Genomic DNA, 22,240 nt, shown 5'->3' with positions numbered 1-22,240 from the left:
TCATAACGGAGGTGCTTCCCAATGAAAAATGACGATAATAACATTCATTCCACTGATCGCCCTGAGACCAAGGGGGAAGGTGAAAAACAGCGTATGCGTGTCGATTATCCAAGAAAAGTACATCGCGAAGAATACGGGGCAGAGGTCGCTCCTCCGACTGTCGTAAGAACTGGAGGTACCGAACGGGCAGAGCCTGTACCTGAGAAGCATGAGGCAGACCGGGTCATGGAATCAACAGGCAAGGTTGCGGGTTACATGGGACTTGCCTTTGGGATCGCGTCTTTGTTCATGTGGTCAATCGTACTTGGACCGGCCGCAGCTGTACTGGGTTACTATGCATATGTGAATGGTCGTAAGACAGCGGGAGCCTGGTCCATTGGACTGGGTATTGTAGCCACGCTGAGTTATTTTTTTATGATTCCATTTGCTCGCTAGAGTGTAAAATGTTATTTAAAAAGCCTTCTGTTCTCACCCAAATGTGGTGAACTACAGAAGGTTTTTTTTTGAAAACAATGGAACCTTGCTGTAAAACGATGTAGAATAAGGTCATAATACGCTTAATTATACGGGAGTGGGTATAACTCATGCAGATTGATCCAAGCGGATCGCGGCAGTTGTTGGAACTGCAATTGTCCAATGTGAATAACCAAACCAGTGGATCACAATCGGATGCTGGTTCAACAGTGGATTTCGCCAATGTGATGGACGGGCTGTTAGGTACGGGTGCCATTTCGACAAACAATACGGATTCCACCGCTACGGTCTCCAAAAGATCCAGTGATGGATTGTTGTGGTTACAACTTGGAAGCACGTACAACCCGGATATAAGTACATCAGGATTATCCTCTGCCTCCAATAATATTGTTGAGTCTTTGTTATCTGTGTCCAATACAGGAATTGTGGATTCCGGTGCATCTGTACCTACGGATTATGAATCTTTGATAGCCGAAGCAAGTGCCAAATACGGTGTTCCTGAATCATTGATCAAGGCCGTCATTGACACAGAGTCCAATTTCAACCCAAATGTCGTGTCCTCTGCCGGTGCCAAAGGGCTCATGCAATTAATGGATGGCACGGCTGCAGGGCTGGGTGTGAGTAATTCATTTGATCCTGCCCAGAACATTGATGCGGGTACGAAGTATCTTTCCCTTCAGCTCCAGCGTTTCGGTGGAGAAGTGAAGATGGCACTTGCTGCATATAATGCAGGACCAGGTCGTGTTTCACGTCTGGGCGTGTCGAGTGATAGCGAACTGATGAGTGTACTTAACCGTCTGCCTTCCGAAACTCAGAATTATATCTCCAAGGTGGAGAAGGCACAGTCGAAATATGTGATCTAAACTCACAGATAGACATTTGCGATAACACATCATAGGCAGGATGAGATCAAATGTGGGAGCAGAAGCGCTTGAAACGCCTGTTCCCGGTTGGTCTTTTTGTGTTGTATGGGTATCGTGTTACAATGCTCACTGTAGGTTCAAGAACGAAGAGATAAGGGAGGTCTAACCTCATTTGAAATATTTTGATTATGCTGCAACCACACCTCCCCATCCTGATGTGATTCGTACGATGGCCGAAATTATGGAGACACATTTCGGTAATCCGTCCTCCATCCATGGGTATGGAGAGCGTGCCGATCAGTTGCTGCGTCGTGCTCGATCTGGATGTGCTGCGGCAATCGGCGTTAAGCCAGAAGAGATTGTATTTACTTCCGGTGCGACAGAAAGTAATAATCTGGCGATAAAAGGTGCGGCATTACGTTATCAGTCACGAGGCAGACACATCATCACAACAGCTACCGAGCATGCCTCTGTGTACGAAAGTTTTATGCAATTGCAGCAGTGGGGATGGGAAGTGACATTAGTTCCCGTGAATTCCGATGGAGAGGTCAACGCTGAGCAGGTTGTAGACGCGATCAGGCCCGACACGGTGCTTGTGAGTCTGATGCATGTAAACAATGAAACAGGAGCCATCCATCCGATTGCAGAGATCGGCAATCAGCTCAAAAAGAAAGCACCACGGGTGCTTTTCCATGTGGATGGTGTTCAAGGCTTTGGAAAAATGAAGGCTACACCTGCCGCTTGGGGTGCAGATCTGTACAGTCTGTCTGCTCACAAGATCCGTGGACCTAAGGGGGCAGGTCTCCTGTATGTGCGAAGTGGAGTGGAGCTTACGCCACTATTGTCAGGAGGATCACAGGAGCAAGGCCTAAGAGCAGGCACAGAAAACGTGGCGTTGCTGGTAGGCATGGCAAAGGCCATGCGAATGGCAGCAGAAGATCAGGTTGATTTTGCCCGGCGTACAACGGTGCTCCGTGATCGATTGATGGAAACGATACGTGTTATTCCTGAATTTGAATTGAACAGTAGCCCAGAGGGTGCACCTCATATTGTGCACTTCTCCTATCCCGGGATGAAGGCAGAAGTGGCGCTGCACACCTTGGAGCAACTTGGCGTAACCATATCGACCCAATCTGCCTGTTCTTCGCGTTCGGCTGAACCGAGTCGGGCTCTACTTGCGATGGGCAGAGATGCAGCTTGTGCTGGTGGCGGATTGCGTATTAGTCTTGGAGATGAACATACAGAAGAAGATGTAGCCTTGCTTGAACAGGCTTTACATCAGATGGTGGCGCAGTTGCGGCCCCTCGAAAGGCGGATGTAATGGATATGAAATATGATATGCTGCTTCTCCGTTTCGGAGAGTTTATGTTAAAAGGGAAAAATCGTGCCCGATTTGAGAAAACGATCATTACACAGGTGAAAGCTTTGCTTAAACCTTATCCAGGAGCGAGCCTTCGCAAAGAATATGGCCGTGTCTATGTGGATCTTGGCGGTGAATCACATACTGAACTGATTAAGGTGCTGAAGCGGGTATTCGGTGTGATGTCGATTAGTCCGGTTAAAGTTACTCCATCCGAGCTTGATGAGATTGTGAAAACAGCAGTCGCATTTATGGACGAAAGGGAAGACGAATTCAAGGAAGGCACCACATTTAAGGTAAATGTAAGGCGGGTATGGAAAGAGTTCCCGAACTCTTCCCATGAAATGAATCATCTGGTCGGTTCCCCGATCCTTCGGAAGTTTCAGCAATTGAGTGTTGATGTTCGCCAACCTGATATTGAACTGCGAGTGGAAATTCGTGATCAGGGTACTTATATTTTCAACGAAACCATTCCGGCAGTAGGTGGCTTTCCACTGGGTACGAATGGCAAAGCGATGGTACTGCTATCAGGTGGAATAGACAGCCCGGTGGCAGCCTGGTCTTCCATGCGCCGTGGACTTGAAGTGGAATGTGTACATTTTTACAGTTACCCGTTCACAAGCGAGCGCGCCAAAGAGAAAGTCATTGATTTGGCACGTGCCCTTGCTGATCATGCAGGAACAATCAAGCTGCACCTGGTTCCATTTACAGAGATCCAAACGGCATTTACCCAGCTGGGTCAGGACAATCTGATTATTACGCTGATGCGACGTTCAATGCTGCGAATTGCATCCAAACTTGCCGAGCGTGAGCGGGCACTCGCACTGATCACCGGGGATAGCCTGGGCCAAGTAGCGAGTCAGACTCTTCCGAGTATGAATGTCATTGGTCGTGCGACGGATCTGCCACTTTTGCGACCACTGGTTATGATGGATAAACAGGAGATCATTACCCTGTCCAAACAGATCGGAACGTATGACATATCTATTTTGCCATATGAGGATTGCTGTACTCTCTTTGTGCCAAAGTCACCTTCAACCAATCCAAATCTTCGAATTGTGGATAAAATTGAATCTACAATGAGCCATCTGTCAGAATGGGTGGATCAAGCGGTGGAACAAACTGAAACGATTACTCTGCATGCCGGTGAAACTTCTGTGGTATCGAATCAGACAGGTGATAATGACATGAAGGATGACTGGTTCTAAAATCAACAAAAATTAGCATGCCTTACATAATAAGGGCTATGTAAACTGCAAAAAAAGGACTGTTCGATGAAATATCGTTCAGTCCTTTGCTGTATTCAGATGTTAATTTTAGTTTAAATTAGCCTACGAATAGGAGCGCTGCTGTTCCCCGCCAGATCCCTTGTGGCTGGAGCTACTGGAGCGTTTGCGATAACCTGCAAAGACTACGCCTGCAATAACCACAACGATGAAGAGAATGCGCAATGCCGGATGTTCAGTAAAGTAAGGCAAGAGTCGCTGCTCCTCAGTGATCATATTAGAAGCCGTATACCCGAGAACAATGGCTCCGACATAGATGATCCAAGGAAAGTGATTAATTAGCTTGATAAACAGGGTGCTGCCCCAGACGATAATGGGTACGCTGATCAGGAGTCCGAGAATGACAAGCACGAGATGCTGCTGTGCAGCTCCGGCGACTGCAATCACATTATCTAATCCCATGGCTGCATCCGCGATTACGATGGTACGAATAGCCGTCCACAGAGAAGTTCCTGCCTGGATATCATTGTGTTCATCTCCCTGATCCGCCAATAATTTATAGGCGATCCAGATCAGAAGTATGCCTCCCACAAGCAAGAGCCAAGGCACCTTAAGCAACCATAAAACAACAACCGTTGCCAAAATTCGAATCAGAAGTGCGCCGCCCGTTCCGTATAGAATCGCCTTTTTCTGCACGGAAGGGTGCAAATTTCGAGCTGCAAGACCAATGACGATGGCGTTGTCTCCAGCCAAAATGAGATCAATAAAGACAACGTTCAGCAAAGCCAGCCAGAATGTGGGACTAAATAGCTCCATTCCATATGTCACTCCTTATATAAAGTTCAATCATTAAGAATAGCATGGACAACTCTGACATACAAGTTAATGTGGGGGGATGAGGACATGGATACAGTATGGCTTTTAACTGAAATCTTAATGATCAATCTGGTATTGAGTGGAGATAATGCGGTTGTTATTGCGCTTGCCAGCAAGGATCTGCCACCGATACAACGGAAAAAGGCGGTATGGTGGGGGGCTTTTGGTGCCGTTCTGTTACGCTGTGTATTAACCTTCGTAGCGGTATTACTGCTGGGGATTCCGTTTATCCAAGCTGCAGGTGGGCTGCTGCTACTCTGGATTGCAGTAAAGCTGCTGCTTCAAAATGAGGATGAAGTACATATTCGAGAAGCTTCTACGACCTGGAAAGCTATTCAAACCATTCTGATTGCCGATTTTGTAATGAGTCTGGATAATGTTTTGGCCATAGCGGCTTTGGCAGATGGGGATTTGGCTTTGATCGTCATCGGTATTGCAATCAGTATCCCCATTGTTGTATGGGGGAGCGGGTTAATTGTTGGTTTGTTGAAGCGATTTCCTATTCTTGTATTCGCCGGATCAGGCATCCTAGCCTTCACAGCAGGTGAGATGGTGATGAAAGACCCCAAGTTAGGAGAATGGCTGGGAGGTATGGCATCAGAGGTGCATACGCTGCTACCCGTAGCAATGGCTTGTCTTGTGGTTGCGATTGGAGGCGCACATAAATTTGTGCGGAAGAACGCATAGTTTAATTTCGGATAAAAGCTTGAACATATGACCGTCTGAACCGTCCGGTTTAGGCGGTTTTGTGTTGAGAGAATACGCTTGTCACTACAACAACCATTGGGCTAGTCATAAGTTGCGCATTTTAGGGTAATACAAGTAAAGGACGCATGCAAAGTGCGACATAAAGTATAGTTTTTTGCCGAAACATCGGATACACTAGAAGCATGATTACAGGTTTGAATATCAACAGTCAGCATGGAATTCGTATCGTTTATGAAGAAATAAAGTACATAGCCATAGTATAAGAGGTGATTGTAGATGAGGATGAGAAATGAAAAAGCGATTGGACTATTTATTGCAGCTGCGGGAATTATTATTCTGCTTGGCAAGTTTGGCGTGTTTGGATTTATTGGTCGTAATTTCTGGCCTTTGCTGATCCTGCTGCCAGGCATCGCCCTTCATGCGTTATATTATGCGCGTATTTCACCATCGTGGTCACTTGTTCCTGCCGGCATACTAACGGTGTATGGTGTTTTATTCAGTATAACGAATACATGGGGCGCTGGACTTATGAGCAGGCTGTGGCCAGCATTCTTGCTTGGGATCGCCATAGGGTTACTCGAATATAGTATGGCTGAACGGCGAAGACCGGAATATGTGTTACCTGCAGCTTTGATCCTTGGTGCGGTGTCCATCATATTATTCGGATTTACCTTGCTGCAAACGGGAATAATCTATGTACTTGCTGTCCTTTTGATCTTGGGCGGAGTCTGGTTATTGCTTGGACGAGGACGTCAAGGGAGAGGCTGGTAACATTCCCAGTGGTCTTTTCGTGCGAAATATCTTGATTTTTACCTATAATAAACTATAATATAAGGGATATAGACATGCGTCGGGATATCACCGACGCTTATTTTGTGAGTAACCTGCGAAATTGCGGGAAGTTTAAGTAGATATGATTTGAAATTGGAAAGGATATGGATACAAAACATGCATTCAAGAGAACACATTCGCAATATTGCGATTATTGCCCACGTCGACCACGGAAAAACAACACTCGTTGACAAGTTGCTCCAGCAATCCGGTACTTACCGAGATCACGAAACGGTACAGGAGCGCGTAATGGACTCCAACGATTTGGAGCGTGAACGCGGTATTACGATTTTGGCCAAAAACACGGCTATAACTTATAAAGATTACCTGATTAATATTGTGGATACACCAGGACACGCCGACTTCGGTGGTGAAGTTGAACGTATCATGAAAATGGTTGACGGTGTATTGCTCGTTGTTGATGCTTATGAAGGCTGTATGCCACAAACGAAGTTCGTACTTCGTAAAGCACTTGAGCATAACCTGACACCAATCGTTGTTGTAAACAAAATTGACCGTCCAGCGGCACGTCCGACTGAGGTTATTGATGAAGTATTGGACCTGTTCATTGAACTGGGTGCCAACGACCAACAACTCGAATTCCCTGTTGTATATGCTTCCGCATTGAACGGAACATCCAGCATGGATAATGATCCTGCCAAACAAGATGACAACATGATGGCGATCTACAATACCATCGTTAGTCATATCCCACACCCTACCGAAAATGTTGAAGAACCGCTTCAATTCCTCGTTACTTTGATGGACTACAATGAATACCTTGGCCGTATTGCCATTGGTCGTGTTAACCGCGGTGTGATCCGTCAAGGACAATCGGTAACGGTTATTATGCGTGATGGTAAGAGCAAAACTGCACGTATCGAGAAACTGTTTGGTTTCCAAGGTCTCAAACGTATTGAGACGGAAGAAGCAGGAGCAGGCGACATCGTTGCCATTGCAGGGATCAAGGACATCAACATTGGTGAAACCATTGCCGACCCTAACAACCCGGAAGCTTTGCCAGTTCTGAAAATTGATGAGCCAACACTGCAAATGACGTTCCTCGTGAACAACAGTCCATTCGCAGGTCGTGAAGGTAAATGGGTAACTTCCCGTAAACTTCGTGAGCGTTTGTTCAAAGAGTTGGAAACAGACGTTTCCCTTCGTGTTGACGAAACGGATAGCCCAGATGCATTTATCGTTTCCGGACGTGGTGAGCTTCACTTGGGTATCCTGATTGAAAATATGCGTCGTGAAGGATATGAGCTTCAAGTATCCAAACCAGAAGTTATCGTAAGAGAAGTTGATGGTAAGAAAATGGAACCTGTTGAGCGCTTGTTGATTGATATCCCTGAAGAGAGCATGGGTTCCGTAATGGAGAGCCTGGGCGCACGTAAAGCAGAGATGGTTAACATGGTTAACACAGGTAGTGGTCAAGTTCGTCTGGAGTTCCTGATTCCAGCACGTGGTTTGATCGGGTATAGCACCAACTTCCTGACATTGACTCGTGGTTACGGTGTAATGAACCATGCATTTGACAGCTACGCTCCAGTAGTATCCGGTCAAGTGGGTGGACGTCACCAAGGCGTGCTGATCTCAACTGAAACGGGTACATCTACGTTCTATGGCATGATGGGCGTTGAAGATCGCGGTACGCTCTTCTTGGAGCCGGGTACTGAGATCTACGAGGGTATGATTGTTGGTGAACATACACGTGACAATGATATCGTTGTTAACATCTGCAAAGAAAAACAACTGACTAACGTTCGTTCTTCGGGTAAAGATGATACGGTTAAAATTAAAACTCCGATTATCTTCTCATTGGAACAGGCGCTTGAATATCTGAATGAAGATGAATATTGTGAGATTACACCAAAATCTATTCGTCTTCGTAAAAAGATCCTGAATAAATCCGAGCGTGAGCGTTCAGAAAAACAACGCAAAATGGCTTCTAAAGCCTAATAACAACAAAATAAACTATATAAGTTAGCATTTGATGGAATACAGAAGTTAACGATGTTATGCACAGTGGAAGTAGTGAAGGGATCGGAATCGATTCTGTAGAAGCGAAGCGTTCGCCTTTATCCCCGGATTTTACCATTGAGTAAATGGATCAAAAAAATCTGGGGATAACAGCGATCATAAGAACGATCCGATACCGGAACGGTCACCTCCGATGTGTGTTTTACTCAGAGTTATCGAAAGGGTTTCACAATAGTTAACTTATATCCTAGCATGAACACGAAAGGAGCTGGCTGTGCATGCAAGCATGGTTCGCATCACACCCGATCGTAGCCTACATCGTCATCTTTGTATTGATTACTTACGTATATAACAAGGTGTTTCGGGTACGTCAGAAATTGCCACTTGGTAAGGAAATCGTTCTCTATATTTTGATGGCGATGGGCACATTCATGCTTCTTGTTTTTCAGATCGACAAGCTGCCCATCATTCAATGTTTGTTGGTCGCGGTTGGTTTGATGTTGTTAGTGAGAGTGCGTTATTTTATTGAAGGTCGTCAAAAGAAAAAAGCGGAAGCTGCCGCTCGAAACTCATAAATCCTGTCTTGTACAGACCATCCGTTTTCCTTAGGGAAAGCGGTTGTCTTTTATTTAGACAAAAACAGATGTGATAAAGGTGTTGAAGATATGAACTCAAATTCGAACGGACTGCCTCCACGGAGACAGGCACCGACGCAATCGGGTGCTTCTGGATCGAAGAATGGCAATGGCAAGCAGCCTAAGAAGAAAAAGAGAATGAATGCTTTTGGCAGAATCCTTTTAAGTCTATTGGTTATTGCCATTGTGGTAGGCGGTGGATATGCGTACTGGGTATACAATCAAGTCGTGGATACAGGCATCGATAAAGCGGTACCTCCCGGGATGTCAGCCACAACCAAACCGATCACGATGCTGTTATTAGGCACAGATAACCGTCCTGAAACTGGCACATATCTCTCGGATGTTGTTATGGTGGCTTCGTTGAATCCGGAGACCAAGACGGCAACCATTGTATCTTTGCCTCGAGACACGCGTATTCAATTGGATGGGTACAAATCCAACAAGCTGAATTCCTATTATCCAAGATTCAAAGCACAGGAAAAAACCACTGGCAAAAATGCAGAGGATCAGATGAAGGAAATGATGGGCAAGTATTTGGATGTAGATATTAATTATACAACCGTCCTGAATTTCCAGGCTTTCCGTGATGCTGTCAATGCCGTGGGTGGCGTGGATGTGACTGTGGATAAAAATATGTGTTATAGAGATACAGCCGATGGTACAGATATCAATCTGGTCGCAGGCGCACAACATCTCGATGGTAAAGCAGCACTAGATTTTGTTCGTTACCGCAAATCCAATTGTAATCCAAAGACTGATGAATCCAATGACTTTGATCGTAACAAACGTCAAAACCAAGTGCTGAACTCCATGCTGGATCAGATGAAATCTCTTGGGGGCATTACAAAGATCAGCAAAGTGATTGGTGCAGTTGACAAGAATATGACGACAGATGTGGAATCGGAACAAATGAAAAACTTTATCTCGACGTATTGGAACATTTCCACTTCGGATGTGCATTATACTCCGGTTACCGGAGAGTGGAGAAGTCCATATGTGTATATTAATGAGACGGAACTCGCCAATGCAAAGCAGGCATTACAAGATACACTTTCAGGTAAAGTAACGGCTTCACCTTCAGGCGAATAACCTTCATTCTTTTGGGATTGGAAGCACGTTAATCGGTATGCTATAATAACATAAACCAAGTACAAGAATTGCATAAAGAAGGTTAGGGGGCTGGTTGAATGTCCGAAGCCGTCACACAATTAACTGAATCTCTTTTACAGCAATTCAAGAATGAGACCTTTGTGCTTCTAAGCACAGTGGATGTAGAATCCGGAGGTCCGACTTCAACAGCCATCTCCTGGATTTATGCGGAGAATGCTTCTACTTTTCGTGTAGCAATTGATCATCGTTCACGTTTAGTGAATAACATGATTACTAATCCGCTCATTACGGTCACTGTCTTTGGAGAAGAGACGGTGTACGCAGTGAACGGACGTGCTGCGGTACGACAAGATCCGCTGCTGGACGTTCCATTTAATATGTGCTGTTTCGACATTACAATTGAAGCGGTGAGGAATGCTCTGTTTTACGGCGCTCAATTGTCCTCGGTGCCTCAATATGTCAAAATATATGATCAGCGTGCTGCTGAGAAATTAGATGAGCAGGTTTTTGCTGCCATGAAAAAAGCCTAGTGAGAGATCACTGGGCTTTTTGTTGTCTTTTGTCAGATGAATGCAGCTGCTGCATTTGTTGTTTTTGATTCATGGGTTCATCCGGATTTTGACGGACTTTGACGTCTTTCGGGAGTTGAGGGATAATTCGTCCCACCATGTCAGCGAGTTCTGAAGCAAAACCCGAAATTGGGTGCCCTTGACGAATATGTTCACCAATCTCTTTAATTCGTTCAGTGACATCTGCATCTGCAGTAACGATGGAATCTATACCTTCGGGGTCTTTGCGAAGTGCTTCGGCAACAGAGTACTTAATGGTACCCACCCGAGCACGTTCCAGTTCACCATCAACATCGATGCCAACTACGGCTGTATTACCGAGTATGACGCAGTTCGCATCTTCAACACCTTCCACTTGCTTGGCAAGGGCTTTAAGGTGATTGATTCGTTTCTCATTTGGCATCCGGCCACTCTGTGCATCATCCGCAATGTTGGTATCATGGACTTCACCTGTATTCTCATTGAGACGGTCCAAACGTGAAGGATTCATCCGATCTTCCTGTGCATTGAGCATGTGAGATCCTTTCCTTTGATCTTGCTGAGTTGTTACATTTCCTCCGTAACCTTTCGCATGTGTACCTTGATTCGGCGAAGCGCTGCGTGTGGAACTGTTGCAACCTGTAAGTATAAAGATCAGAAGCAGCGTGCAAACCCATATTTTCATAAATGTTCATCCTTTCTTGGAGTTTTTCAGAATGGTTGACAATTATTTTGCCCTAGTCGAATACATTTATGTATGGGATCATGATTGTCCATGCCGCTGCTGAAAGATCACACTATTCATGCCTTTAACGACGCCGCTTTGGAGGGGATTGAATGAAAAAGATTTTTGTATTGGATACCAACGTGCTTCTGCATGACCCCAATGCCATATTTGCCTTTGAGGAACATGAGGTAATCATTCCCGCGGTTGTACTGGAGGAGATCGACTCCAAAAAAAGAAATGCCGATGAAATTGGGCGTAATGCCCGTAATGTATCCAGACTGTTAGATGGATTACGTGAGCTGGGCCACTTGCACAGCGGGGTACCTTTGGCTAATGGAGGTAATCTGAAAGTAGAGCTGAATCATCGGAGTTTCGTGAAAGTTCAGGAAATGTTTGGTGAAGTGTCCAATGATAATCGCATTTTGGCTGTCGCACTGAATTATCAGATTGAGGAAAATGAAAAGGAAGTAGTCGAGCGTCAGGTCGTGCTTGTCAGTAAAGATGTACTTGTGCGTATCAAAGCGGATGTACTTGGTCTGTTCACACAGGATTACTTATCAGATCGGACGGCAGGACTTAGTGAGTTATATCCAGGATATACGGCCCTAAAAGTTCATCCGTCAGTGATTGATGAGTTTTACACATATCGTTTTTTACCGATCAAACCGTTGCAGTTGTCTTATTCGTTGTATCCGAATGAATTCGTCATTCTCAAGGATGAGATGGGAACCAATAAATCTGCTTTGCTTAAAGTTAATACAGAGGGAACAAAGCTGGAGCCGCTTTTCCTCAGTAATGATAATGTCTGGGGCATCAGCGCACGTAACGCACAACAACGCATGGCACTGGAACTGCTTTTGAATGATGACATCCCGCTTGTTACCATCACCGGTAAAGCTGGAACAGGGAAAACCTTGCTGGCACTTGCAGCAGGTCTGCTTAAGGTAGAGGATGATCATAAATACAAAAAACTGTTAATCGCCCGTCCTGTCGTTCCGATGGGGAAAGATATCGGTTATTTGCCTGGTGAGAAGGAAGAAAAACTTCGTCCATGGATGCAGCCGATTTATGATAATCTCGAGTTTTTGTTTGACACCAAAAAAGCCGGAGATATCGATAAAATTCTAATGGGGCTTGGCAGTATTCAGGTGGAGGCCTTAACGTATATTCGTGGAAGATCGATACCTGGACAGTTTATCATTATTGATGAAGCTCAGAACCTGTCGCGCCACGAAGTGAAGACCATTGTATCAAGGGTCGGTGAAGGCAGTAAGATTATTTTGATGGGAGACCCCGAACAGATAGACCATCCGTATCTTGATTCTGCCAGTAACGGTCTGACGTATATCGTGGAACGGTTCAAACAAGAGGGAATCAGCGGACACATCATGCTCGAAAAAGGAGAACGGTCCAAGCTGGCACAGCTTGCAGCTGATTTATTGTAATATTTAGGGGATTTATTTCCCGGAAAATGTTGTTATTGAAGCCGGCTTCTGGAGCCGGCTTTTTGCTGAAAAAATAAGTAAGCGTTATTACACAGAACTCGATATGCTCGTATTATGCAAAAATCTGAAAAAGTGTTTTTCGGCAGGGTAGGACAAGAGTACTACTTATTTGTTACAATAATTGCTGCAGGAAAAAACTAGGTGAACAGGGAGGGGAGTTAATGAAGCGTAGACATCAGGTTGTTTTATTCGCGGTATTGCTGCTTTCGTTAACGATCTTGTCACCGAGTTTTGACTTTAGAGGTTCGCAGCTCAATCAGGAACGCGATCAGGAGAAGAATGCTTTTCCTGGGTCTTCATCCCGTAATGAAGATGCTCAAGCTCCGCTGGAGATTGTAGTGGCCATGTCGGATGAAGAGTTTCAAGCCTTTCAAAAAATAGCTAAAGAAGTTGCTGCTTCCCAGCTGGTAGAGATTAATCTTCGGAATGAGAAGCCGGATACATATAAGCATGTTTTGGATCTTGAATTTTCACTAGGGGAGAACGGTGATGTTGTTCTGCTGGATAGTGAGGAAGTGCAATACTATGCCCAGAAAGGGTACCTGTATCCGTTAAACGGAACAACATTATCGAAGTCACTAGGAGATACGGTAGTTGGGTTACGGGGAATGACAGAGTGGAATGGTTATCAGTGGGGAATGCCTTTTGATTTTGATCCGTACATTTTGGCTGCCCAATCTTCATTTCTGAAGAGATCTGGTCTGGAGTCATTACCTCGCAATAAAGATCAGTGGGTCAAACTTACTCAACAAGCCGTTGCGGAAGGCATCCGTTTGATTACAATGAACATCAATGATATGTACGGGACGAATGCGTGGCTGAATCATTTGGAACCGAGGATGGCACCAGATCAAGTTCAACGAACACAATTAGATTCGCAAACGGGGGATCTTCAGCAGGGGATTCAGTTGATGAATCAGATTCAGCCCCTTATTAGGCTTGAGTCTACCAATTCGGAGTTCTCTCCAACTGCTGACCAGAACGGCACACCGATGGTTGTATCATTGTTATCTCAATTATTAAGTGCGGATCAAGCGAGTAAAGTTGATAAAGATTCTTTGGAGCGGATTTCTTTCGAAACCTTGGAAACTGTAAACTCCAGAAGCCTTGTCATTACTGCAGGTTCGGTTGAGGCTGAGGAGGCCAGTAGATGGATTGAAGGAATGACGTCCGCTACGACACAGCTGAAATGGTACCAACAGGTTAACCGGTTGCCCGCAAAGCAACAGGAGCTGGATTTGGAGTCTGAGAAACTCGTTGGACGTTATGACATGGCAAAGGGACAATCCTGGTTCTCGACCACCCAAGATGTCCCTGCTGCAACGACCGAAAGTCATGCTCTAATAACTCGTTTTCATAAAAAAGTACAACAATTCTTAAAGGGAGAAATTACAGCGAATCAATACGTAGACAGTATTAGAACGACGAATTAACTTTAAGTTCGTGTTCAAAAAGTCTGGATTTCAACTTCGATGCTGATGATGCTACAAGGCATCCTTCGTAATCAAAAGCGGACTTTTTCAACAACCTCTTTAAAATGATATAGCTAGTTTTACTTCCAGTACGCCTTCACTTGTTGAAACATCGGTTGCTTTGACAAACGACAGGATTTTCTGTGGATAGAACCCAAGGTCAAATTCTCTTTCTAGCATTCGGCGAGTGGTGTCTGGCAATTCAAGCTGGTTAAATACAAGTTTGTCCACATGAAAACGAATGGAGTTTTTGGGTTCATTTTCTACCGTATAATGTCCTTCGATGCTTAATTGCAACTGATCCCGCTGACCGGAAGCTATAATCTTATCCTGGTTAAACTGAAAGGCAAAGTCTTCAAAGATTGAATTCTGGGAACGCAGAAATGCATTAAGCTCATCCTGCCCAATTCGAATCGTATACGTTGTTCCAGTCGTGGATATGCCTCCGTTTTGTTTTTGGATAAAATCAGGCAGGTTCTGCATGGCAGATGCCAATGCTTTGAAATATCGTTTCACCTCATAGATGCCGATATTCTCCCAATAAAGGGTTAATTCATCCATCAGTTTCTGAATCGCTGCCGCATCTCCGCTGGTGGCTATTTGGGCATCCACTTCTTTTTGCAAGGCGACTACACGTTCCCGCTGCTTCTGAAGATTAGCCTTCATTTCGGATAATTCTGCTGTAGTCTGACGAATCTGAGTGGAAGTCTGTTGCAGGTTGCGATAACGGTCCTGATACTTGTCCAGCACAGCCTGATCCCGTCCGATAATAATCTGGTAATAATCATACAGTACAAACAGGTCTTTGAATGACCTGGCTCCCAGGACCGTCATGAGGAGGCTGTCGCGTTCTCCTGTGTAGTAGGACCTCACTACAGCTCCGGCCCGATCTTGCTGAATATGTATCTGCTCTTCCTGTTCCTGAAGCTGGACGGATAATGTCTCGTATTGTTGAGCTAGCTGCTTCTGCCTTTCGGCGATGCGTTCGATCTCATGATCGATTTCAACGATGGATAGACTTTTTTGTAATATCTCACGTGTATCCTCAGGTGAAGACTCTCCGTAGGCATAGGCTAAAGGTAGCTGGAGGAATAAAATGATGCATAATATAAAGGCGGAAATGCCGTGTTGACGTTTCACCGATCCATTCTCCTTTCCACTTCTTAAATGACAATCGTACAGGCTTGTTGTCTTCCAGACAATATATGAAACAAATACGTGAAATATCCTTAGTGGTTACATAACACCATGAACATTCATTTAATCTGAACACAACAAAAAAGCAACCCGACAGATATCGGATCACTTTGATGCTGCAGGTGGATTAGAGCGGCAAACCCATTTCGAATACGGTCCAGTAGCTGAACCCCGTGAATGTTACGATCATATAACCCCAGAAGAGCAATATGTACGTTCGCTCGGTAAATTTCAAGTATCCCAAAATGACAAAAAACGCAGTCTGCAGGAAAAAAAGCAAAGCCATTTCGACCAGATCTCCCGCAAAAGCCATCAGGCCAATTGCAAGCGTGAAGAACCCGAGTACCCGAAACATGCGTGCCACGGTAAATCCTCCTCTCCTAAGTACGTTCATAGATTGTCTACACAACATTATACCGGGAAAGGAAAAACGTGTAAACAAATTTGGATATGAAAGCGAATTCTTTTTTTGCTCAAAGTAAGTATAGAGGGATATGTTTTACGTATGTCACGTATGAGCAAGCCTGAATGTGGAAATACATTTTAGTATGAAATCAATTCTATGAACTCTATGAGAGGCATAAGAATGAATGAAGCAGCTTTTATACCTAATTCACATACCGGGCTTCCGGTAATGCGGACGGTTATTTTAGGATGTTGTTAGGAGGGTATTATAGCATGACTGCAGTGAGACAGGATGCTTGGAGTACAGAAGACGATTTGATATTGGCTGAGGTTACTTTGCGTCATATTCGTGAAGGCAGTACACAATTGGCCGCTTTTGAAGAGGTGGGCGAAAAAATAGGCAGAACATCTGCCGCATGCGGTTTTCGCTGGAACAGTTGTGTACGTAAAAAGTATGATTCTGCCATCAGTAACGCCAAGGCACAACGACAAAAACGAAGTTATCTCAGAAAGCAACCAGCTATGCTCGGACCGCAGGTTGCAGCACTGTCTACACTGGACACTGAAGAACATCTGTACAAATCAGATGGGATCTCAGACGATTCATTATCGATGGATGCAGTAATCCGCTTCCTGCGACAATGGAAGGGAACGGTGCAGGAGAGTAGTCGTCAACTCAAGATGCTGGAGAAGGAGCTTCGGGAGAAAGAAGATGAATTGCTTGAACTACGTCTTGAGAATGACCGTCTCTCCAAGGAAGTGAATGAAGTACAGACGGATTACCGTGTGGTGAATGACGACTACAAAGCTTTGATTCAGATTATGGATCGGGCTCGCAGACTCGCATTTTTGTCCGAAGAAGAAGAGGAACTTAAGACACGTTTCAAGATGGATGCCAACGGGAATCTGGAACGAATTGAATAACAAGTTCAGACGTTTGATTTGTGAAAGTCAGGTATGAGCCCGCCACACCTCCGTTACACAACGGCAGGTATGACGGGTTTTTAGTTTGGTGTTTTTGTTCTATTATAGATAATAGAAGAGCAACTACTGAAGCGGAGAGGAGTGCATCATATGATTATCGACATCGTAGGAGCGGGGGCACTTGGTCTTTTGTATGGCGGGAAACTGCTGGCGTCAGGTAACCAGGTCAGATTTTGGACGAGAACAGCAGCTCAGGCAGACCTCCTCAGCCATGATGGAGTAACCATTGTGGAACAAGACGAGGAGATACATATTCTATCGGATCAAATACAGGCGAAACCAGTAAGTGAGCTGACTGACACATGGAAGAACACACCAGGTGAATGGTTACTGCTCATGATTAAGCAGACAAGCATTGATGATTTCATTAATGAGATTAGTCCATTACAAGATTATGTGCTGAATGTCGCTTGTTTTCAGAATGGGATGGGCCATCTGGCCAAACTTCAAGCAGCTTTGCCAAAGTCGCTTCTGTGTAGTGCGGTTACAACTGAAGGTGCGAAGCGTACACAAAGTCAGGTGACTCGTGCAGGTACAGGTGAAACCAGGCTGGGGAGGTACAACATACATACAGTAGCTTCTACCTCTATAGAGGAGAAGAGAACATTTACTCTGTCAGGATCGTTGCAGCAGGCAGGATTTGACTGTACAGTGTCGAATGAAATCGATAAGCTGATATACAGGAAACTATTGATTAATGCAGTCATTAACTCGCTTACAGCACTATGGCGAATCCCTAATGGAGAATTGATCGTCAAGGAAGAACGAAAGAGGCTAATGCGCCAGTTATATGATGAAGTATTGTTAATCTACTCTGCAAGTGGAATATGTATGGATCAGGATATGTGGGATCAACTGATATCGGTCTGTCATTCTACTGCCACGAATACTTCCTCCATGCTTGCGGATGTTCTCGCTGGACGTGGTACAGAAGTGAGGTCAATTAACGGTCATATTGTAAAGATGGCACAGAAGTTGGACCTTGTTGCACCTACAAATGAAATACTGCTTCATCTGATTGAAGGAATGCAACCGGAAGGAGTGAATTAATGGGACTTTTTATTGTATTAAGCATATTACCCTTTTTTCCGTTCTTTCTTGTCTATTGGGGCATGTACGTATGGAAAAAAGACAAACGTAAAGCATTGCGAATGGCAATGGATGTAACTACTTTTTTTCTTGTATTTTCAGTTTCAGCGTTATTCAACTTAACATTTGATTCGAATTTTGGTTTTTATCTGACATTAATACTCATACTAGTAGCACTTGGATTCATCGGGGGTGCGCAAAATCGACTAAAAGGGAAGGTCGATAGGGGTAGAATGTTCCGGGCCGTATGGCGCATGTCTTTCGTCATCATGAGTTTCGGGTATGTTTTGTTTACTTTATTTGGATTATTTAGATACTTCATGCAACAGATGTAAGGTTACATAACGCAAAAGAGGCAAAAAATGTGTCGATTCTGTCGAAAACTGAAAAAAACATTACTTTCTGAAAAAGTAATGTAGATTTTTTTGACCGGTGGTTGTATAATCTATAAACATATAAACCATATCAATTTAGGGGGAACGTGTTAGATGAAAAGGAAAAGTCTATTAGTCCTTTTGACGCTGATTTTGGCGTTCGGTACCGTACTTGCAGCGTGCGGATCGAAAAACGAAGGCACAGGTAACACCGATACTGGTTCTGCAAGCGAAGGAAATGGTCTTGCAAAAGATCAAATTCTGAAAATCAACCTGTCAGCTGAACCTCCTACGTTGGACCCGGCTCAAGCAAAAGACAGCCAAACCAACACAGTTCTGAAATTCTTGTACGAAGGTCTTGTACGCATCGATGCTGATGGTAAAGAACAAGCGGGCGTAGCTAAAGACTGGACAATCTCCGAAGATGGTTTGAAATATGTTTTCAACCTGAACCCGGATGCTAAATGGAGCAACGGTGATGCAATCACTGCCGAAGACTTTGTTCGTTCTTGGGAACGTGCTTTGAAACCGGAAACAGCTTCTCCATATGCATACCAATTGTACTATATTAAAGGCGCTGAAGGTTACAACCTCAGCAAAGATGAAACATACAAAGGTACTAAAGTCACAGATTTCTCACAAGTAGGCGTTAAAGCTACTGATGAGCACACATTGGAAGTAACGTTGGAAAACCCAACACCTTACTTCTTGGGTCTGACAGCATTCTACACGTACTACCCAGTACATGCATCTGCTGATACAAATGACAAATTCTTCACAGACTACAAAAACATGATCGTTAACGGACCATTTGTAATGGATCAATATTCTAAAGGTCAAAAAATTGTTGTGAAGAAAAACGATGGTTACCATGCAGCTGCCGATATTAAATTGACTCAAATCGATATGTCTCTGACAAACAGCAGTGCTTCCGAACTGCAAGCTTACAAATCAGGACAATTGGACTACACTGGTGCACCTAACGGTGAAATTCCATCCGACCAAATTCCTTCTGTAAAAGCGGAATTGTCGGACGAGTTCAAAGCTACTGGTATTGCAAGTACGTACTACTACCAGTTCAACGTAAACGAAGCACCATTTAACAACGTTAAAATCCGTAAAGCATTTGCAATGGCAATTCAGCGTCAGCTGATTGTTGACAAAGTTACACAAGGTGGACAAATTCCAGCATTCGGCTTTGTACCTCCAGGTATCCGTGGTGAAAACGGCGAATTCCGTGATGAGCACAAAGACGATTACTTCACAGAAAATGTGGAAGAAGCTAAAGCATTGCTTGCTGAAGGTATGAAAGAAGAAGGTTACACTACATTGCCAGCTGTTACTTTGATCTACAATACTAGTGATGGTCACGCAAAAATCGCTTTGGCGGTTGCTGACATGTGGAAACAAAATCTTGGTGTTGATGTGAAAACAGAAAACCAAGAGTGGGGCGTATTCCTTGAGAACCGTCAAAACCAAAACTTCCAAGTAGCTCGTGCAGGTTGGTCTGCTGACTACAACGATCCATACAACTTCTTGGAAATGTGGACTACTGGAAACACAAACAATGATTCCAAATTCAGCAACGAACAGTATGACAAAGATGTTAAAGAAACTGTAAAATCTGCTGATCCAGCTGCACGTATGGCTGCATTTGCTGACGCTGAGAAAATCCTGATTCAAGATGAAATGGGCGTTATGCCAATCTATTACTACACTAACGTATCTTTGACCAAGCCTTACCTGAAAGGCGTACAACTTGATTTCAGTGGAGCTATTGACTTCACGCGTGCATATCTGGAAGAGAAATAAGTTGTTCTGAAGTCTAATATGAATACTTCGGGATATATATGTGGAATTCCATATATATCCCGATTTTTTGTATGTGCACCGATTTTCCTTATAATTCTTGAAATTTCCGATAAATGGATTGGACTTTATTTCTGTCTAATTCTACAATCGATTTGTATACAAAATATTGTTTGTGGAGGTGTGCAAGGGTTGGTTAAGTATGTGTTGAAAAAACTATTATTTATGCTGCTATCGCTTTTCATACTCGCATCTGCAACCTTCTTCCTGATGAAGGCTATTCCGGGTGACCCTTTTACATCCGAGAAAAAAGTATCGCCTGAAATTCGGGTCTTGCTGGAACAGAAGTATGGATTGGACAAACCGATGTATGAACAATACCTGAAGTATATGGGTGGAATCATTAAGGGAGATTTCGGAGTCTCAATGAAATATCTCAATCGAGATGTAGCCGGAATGATCGGCGAAACATTCACCGCTTCGCTGAAGCTTGGAGTGTTTGCAATTGTTATCTCCATTATCGTGGGTGTTCTGCTGGGCCTTATTGCTGCAGTTTACCATCGTAAACTCATTGATGATATCACGATGATCCTCGCTGTCATAGGGATAGCTGTTCCGAGCTTCTTGCTTGCTTCACTATTGCAGTATCTCTTTGCTACTAAATTAGGCTGGTTTAACGTTATGGGCTTTGATGGGCCATTGGATTACGTTCTTCCGGTTGCAGCGCTATCTGCATCACCAATTGCCTTTATCGCTCGTTTGACGCGTTCGAGCATGCTTGAAGTCTTACATGCAGATTATATCAAAACAGCTAAAGCCAAAGGTCTGAAATGGCCTGCAATTATGTTTAAACACGTTGTAAGAAACGGTATTCTACCAGTAGTAACTTATGTTGGTCCAATGACAGCGAATATCATCACAGGTTCCGTTGTAATTGAACAGATCTTTAACATCGGGGGAATTGGTAAAGTATTCGTAGAGAGTATCACAAACCGTGATTATACTATGATCATGGGGATTACGATTTTCTATGGTATCCTCCTGATGTTGGCTCGTTTCTTTACGGATATCGCTTACGTGCTGATCGATCCTAGAATTAAGCTGGAAAGCCGGAAGGGGGCATAACGTTGTCTGGCACGAATAATAAAAAGAATGAAACGGCGAACACGAACCTGACTAGTCAGGCAGCGGTTAAACCGCAAGAAAGTGTATCCCTTTTTAAAGATGCCATGTACAGACTTGCAACCAATAAGGCTGCAATGATCAGTCTGAGTGTGTTGGTTCTTGTCGTGATTTTCTCTTTGATTGGTCCAACTTCTTTGTTTACAAGTTATAATTATTATTCCAATGATTTGTTGAATGCCAATGCAGCACCGAGTGCGGAGCACTGGTTCGGTACGGACGAGCTTGGTCGCGACGTGTGGGTAAGAACTTGGGTAGGAGCACGTGTATCCCTTACTGTAGGTTTGGCCGCAGCCTTGATTGACCTTGTTATCGGGGTTATTTATGGAGCGATCATGGGTTTCTACGGTGGACGTGTAGATGGAATTATGAACAAGTTTTCCGAAATCCTCTACTCCTTGCCGTACATGCTTGTTGTAATTTTGTTGCTGGTTGTACTGGAACCAAGTCTGACAACGATTATCATTGCCCTCACCATCACAGGCTGGATCAGCATGTCATGGATTGTGCGTGGTGAAATTATGCAACTCAAAAACAGAGACTTTATTCTTGCTGCAAGGTCCATGGGAGCAAGCACAGGACGTCAATTGTTCCGTCATTTGCTGCCCAATGCAATAGGACCGATTCTTGTAACATTGACGTTGTCCATTCCAAATGCAATCTTTGCTGAAGCGTTCCTGAGCTTCCTTGGATTGGGTGTATCAGCACCAAGATCTTCACTTGGTTCTATGATTAATGATGCACTTACAGGCTGGACGCTATTCCCGTGGCGGATGTGGTTCCCAGCAGGTCTGATGGTTCTTACAATGCTTGCATTTAACTTGCTCGGAGACGGTCTGCGTGACGCACTCGATCCGAAATTACGTAAATAGAAACAGG

General features: G+C 44.2%; 22 protein-coding genes. 18 read left to right on the top strand and 4 right to left on the bottom strand.

Annotated features, from left to right (window positions below):
- The first annotated feature begins 21 nt into the window (after positions 1-21).
- The 4 genes from J2Z28_RS00670 (at position 22) to thiI (ending at position 3,905) form a co-directional block, all read left to right on the top strand.
- A complete protein-coding gene (locus tag J2Z28_RS00670; protein ID WP_211080799.1) occupies positions 22-435 on the top strand; it encodes an MFS transporter in 414 nt (137 codons plus the stop codon).
- Positions 436-584: 149 nt separating this feature from the next.
- Positions 585-1,337, top strand: coding sequence for a lytic transglycosylase domain-containing protein (locus J2Z28_RS00665; RefSeq protein ID WP_211080798.1), 753 nt, complete (start codon positions 585-587; stop codon positions 1,335-1,337).
- Positions 1,338-1,509: 172 nt separating this feature from the next.
- Positions 1,510-2,658, top strand: a complete 1,149-nt coding sequence (locus J2Z28_RS00660; RefSeq protein ID WP_211080797.1) for a cysteine desulfurase family protein — start codon at positions 1,510-1,512, stop codon at positions 2,656-2,658.
- A gap of 5 nt (positions 2,659-2,663) precedes the next feature.
- Positions 2,664-3,905, top strand: coding sequence for a tRNA uracil 4-sulfurtransferase ThiI (thiI, locus tag J2Z28_RS00655; protein WP_026080966.1), 1,242 nt, complete (start codon positions 2,664-2,666; stop codon positions 3,903-3,905).
- A gap of 123 nt (positions 3,906-4,028) precedes the next feature.
- Here the strand turns inward: thiI and J2Z28_RS00650 are convergent, their stop codons facing one another.
- Positions 4,029-4,739, bottom strand: a complete 711-nt coding sequence (locus J2Z28_RS00650; RefSeq protein WP_211080796.1) for a TerC family protein — start codon at positions 4,737-4,739, stop codon at positions 4,029-4,031.
- 87 nt (positions 4,740-4,826) lie between these two features.
- Here J2Z28_RS00650 and J2Z28_RS00645 point away from each other — a divergent pair, with 87 nt between their 5' ends.
- From J2Z28_RS00645 to J2Z28_RS00620, 6 genes are all read left to right on the top strand, one after another.
- Entirely contained in the window at positions 4,827-5,486 is a 660-nt protein-coding gene (locus J2Z28_RS00645; RefSeq protein WP_211080795.1) for a TerC family protein, read from the top strand.
- A gap of 297 nt (positions 5,487-5,783) precedes the next feature.
- The gene (locus tag J2Z28_RS00640; protein WP_211080794.1) at positions 5,784-6,278 is read left to right on the top strand and encodes a hypothetical protein; all 495 of its coding nucleotides are present in this window, start codon (positions 5,784-5,786) and stop codon (positions 6,276-6,278) included.
- Between the two features lie 177 nt (positions 6,279-6,455).
- Positions 6,456-8,300, top strand: coding sequence for a translational GTPase TypA (gene typA, locus J2Z28_RS00635; RefSeq protein ID WP_211080793.1), 1,845 nt, complete (start codon positions 6,456-6,458; stop codon positions 8,298-8,300).
- Positions 8,301-8,599: 299 nt separating this feature from the next.
- Positions 8,600-8,896 (top strand): YlaH-like family protein, encoded by a 297-nt coding sequence (locus tag J2Z28_RS00630; RefSeq protein ID WP_079349632.1) that lies wholly within the window; start codon positions 8,600-8,602, stop codon positions 8,894-8,896.
- A gap of 90 nt (positions 8,897-8,986) precedes the next feature.
- Entirely contained in the window at positions 8,987-10,048 is a 1,062-nt protein-coding gene (locus tag J2Z28_RS00625; protein WP_211080792.1) for an LCP family protein, read from the top strand.
- Positions 10,049-10,146: 98 nt separating this feature from the next.
- Positions 10,147-10,599, top strand: a complete 453-nt coding sequence (locus J2Z28_RS00620; RefSeq protein WP_017687276.1) for a pyridoxamine 5'-phosphate oxidase family protein — start codon at positions 10,147-10,149, stop codon at positions 10,597-10,599.
- Between the two features lie 7 nt (positions 10,600-10,606).
- Here the strand turns inward: J2Z28_RS00620 and J2Z28_RS00615 are convergent, their stop codons facing one another.
- A complete protein-coding gene (locus tag J2Z28_RS00615; RefSeq protein WP_211080791.1) occupies positions 10,607-11,302 on the bottom strand; it encodes a YhcN/YlaJ family sporulation lipoprotein in 696 nt (231 codons plus the stop codon).
- Between the two features lie 152 nt (positions 11,303-11,454).
- Between J2Z28_RS00615 and J2Z28_RS00610 the strand changes: the two genes are divergently transcribed.
- Complete coding sequence (locus J2Z28_RS00610; RefSeq protein WP_024628438.1) at positions 11,455-12,789, top strand: PhoH family protein; 1,335 nt, start codon at positions 11,455-11,457, stop codon at positions 12,787-12,789.
- A gap of 221 nt (positions 12,790-13,010) precedes the next feature.
- Positions 13,011-14,282, top strand: coding sequence for an ABC transporter substrate-binding protein (locus tag J2Z28_RS00605; protein ID WP_211080790.1), 1,272 nt, complete (start codon positions 13,011-13,013; stop codon positions 14,280-14,282).
- A 99-nt stretch (positions 14,283-14,381) separates the two neighbouring features.
- Here the strand turns inward: J2Z28_RS00605 and J2Z28_RS00600 are convergent, their stop codons facing one another.
- Positions 14,382-15,461 (bottom strand): hypothetical protein, encoded by a 1,080-nt coding sequence (locus tag J2Z28_RS00600; RefSeq protein WP_211080789.1) that lies wholly within the window; start codon positions 15,459-15,461, stop codon positions 14,382-14,384.
- 184 nt (positions 15,462-15,645) lie between these two features.
- Positions 15,646-15,882 (bottom strand): DUF2626 domain-containing protein, encoded by a 237-nt coding sequence (locus J2Z28_RS00595; RefSeq protein ID WP_017687281.1) that lies wholly within the window; start codon positions 15,880-15,882, stop codon positions 15,646-15,648.
- Between the two features lie 314 nt (positions 15,883-16,196).
- Here J2Z28_RS00595 and J2Z28_RS00590 point away from each other — a divergent pair, with 314 nt between their 5' ends.
- The 6 genes from J2Z28_RS00590 to J2Z28_RS00565 all read left to right on the top strand — a co-directional run bounded on the left by J2Z28_RS00590 (position 16,197) and on the right by J2Z28_RS00565 (position 22,233).
- Positions 16,197-16,847: an RsfA family transcriptional regulator gene (locus J2Z28_RS00590; RefSeq protein ID WP_036674824.1), complete on the top strand. Its 651-nt coding sequence runs from the start codon at positions 16,197-16,199 to the stop codon at positions 16,845-16,847.
- A gap of 150 nt (positions 16,848-16,997) precedes the next feature.
- Positions 16,998-17,957 carry a ketopantoate reductase family protein gene (locus J2Z28_RS00585; RefSeq protein ID WP_211080788.1) on the top strand — a complete coding sequence of 320 codons (960 nt, stop codon included), beginning with the start codon at positions 16,998-17,000 and terminating at the stop codon, positions 17,955-17,957.
- Positions 17,957-18,331, top strand: a complete 375-nt coding sequence (locus tag J2Z28_RS00580; protein WP_036614898.1) for a DUF3397 domain-containing protein — start codon at positions 17,957-17,959, stop codon at positions 18,329-18,331. Before J2Z28_RS00585 ends, J2Z28_RS00580 begins: the two co-directional genes overlap by 1 nt.
- A 153-nt stretch (positions 18,332-18,484) precedes the next feature.
- Positions 18,485-20,182: a peptide ABC transporter substrate-binding protein gene (locus tag J2Z28_RS00575; RefSeq protein ID WP_211080787.1), complete on the top strand. Its 1,698-nt coding sequence runs from the start codon at positions 18,485-18,487 to the stop codon at positions 20,180-20,182.
- Between the two features lie 189 nt (positions 20,183-20,371).
- Positions 20,372-21,304, top strand: coding sequence for an ABC transporter permease (locus tag J2Z28_RS00570; protein WP_036614893.1), 933 nt, complete (start codon positions 20,372-20,374; stop codon positions 21,302-21,304).
- A gap of 47 nt (positions 21,305-21,351) precedes the next feature.
- Positions 21,352-22,233 (top strand): ABC transporter permease, encoded by an 882-nt coding sequence (locus J2Z28_RS00565; protein ID WP_370511422.1) that lies wholly within the window; start codon positions 21,352-21,354, stop codon positions 22,231-22,233.
- Positions 22,234-22,240 lie beyond the last annotated feature (7 nt).

The organism is Paenibacillus xylanexedens (genome assembly GCF_017874615.1).
GTDB lineage: Bacteria > Bacillota > Bacilli > Paenibacillales > Paenibacillaceae > Paenibacillus > Paenibacillus xylanexedens.
The sequence above is the reverse complement of the archived record's forward strand: the minus strand, read 5'-3'. Positions and strand labels throughout refer to the sequence as shown.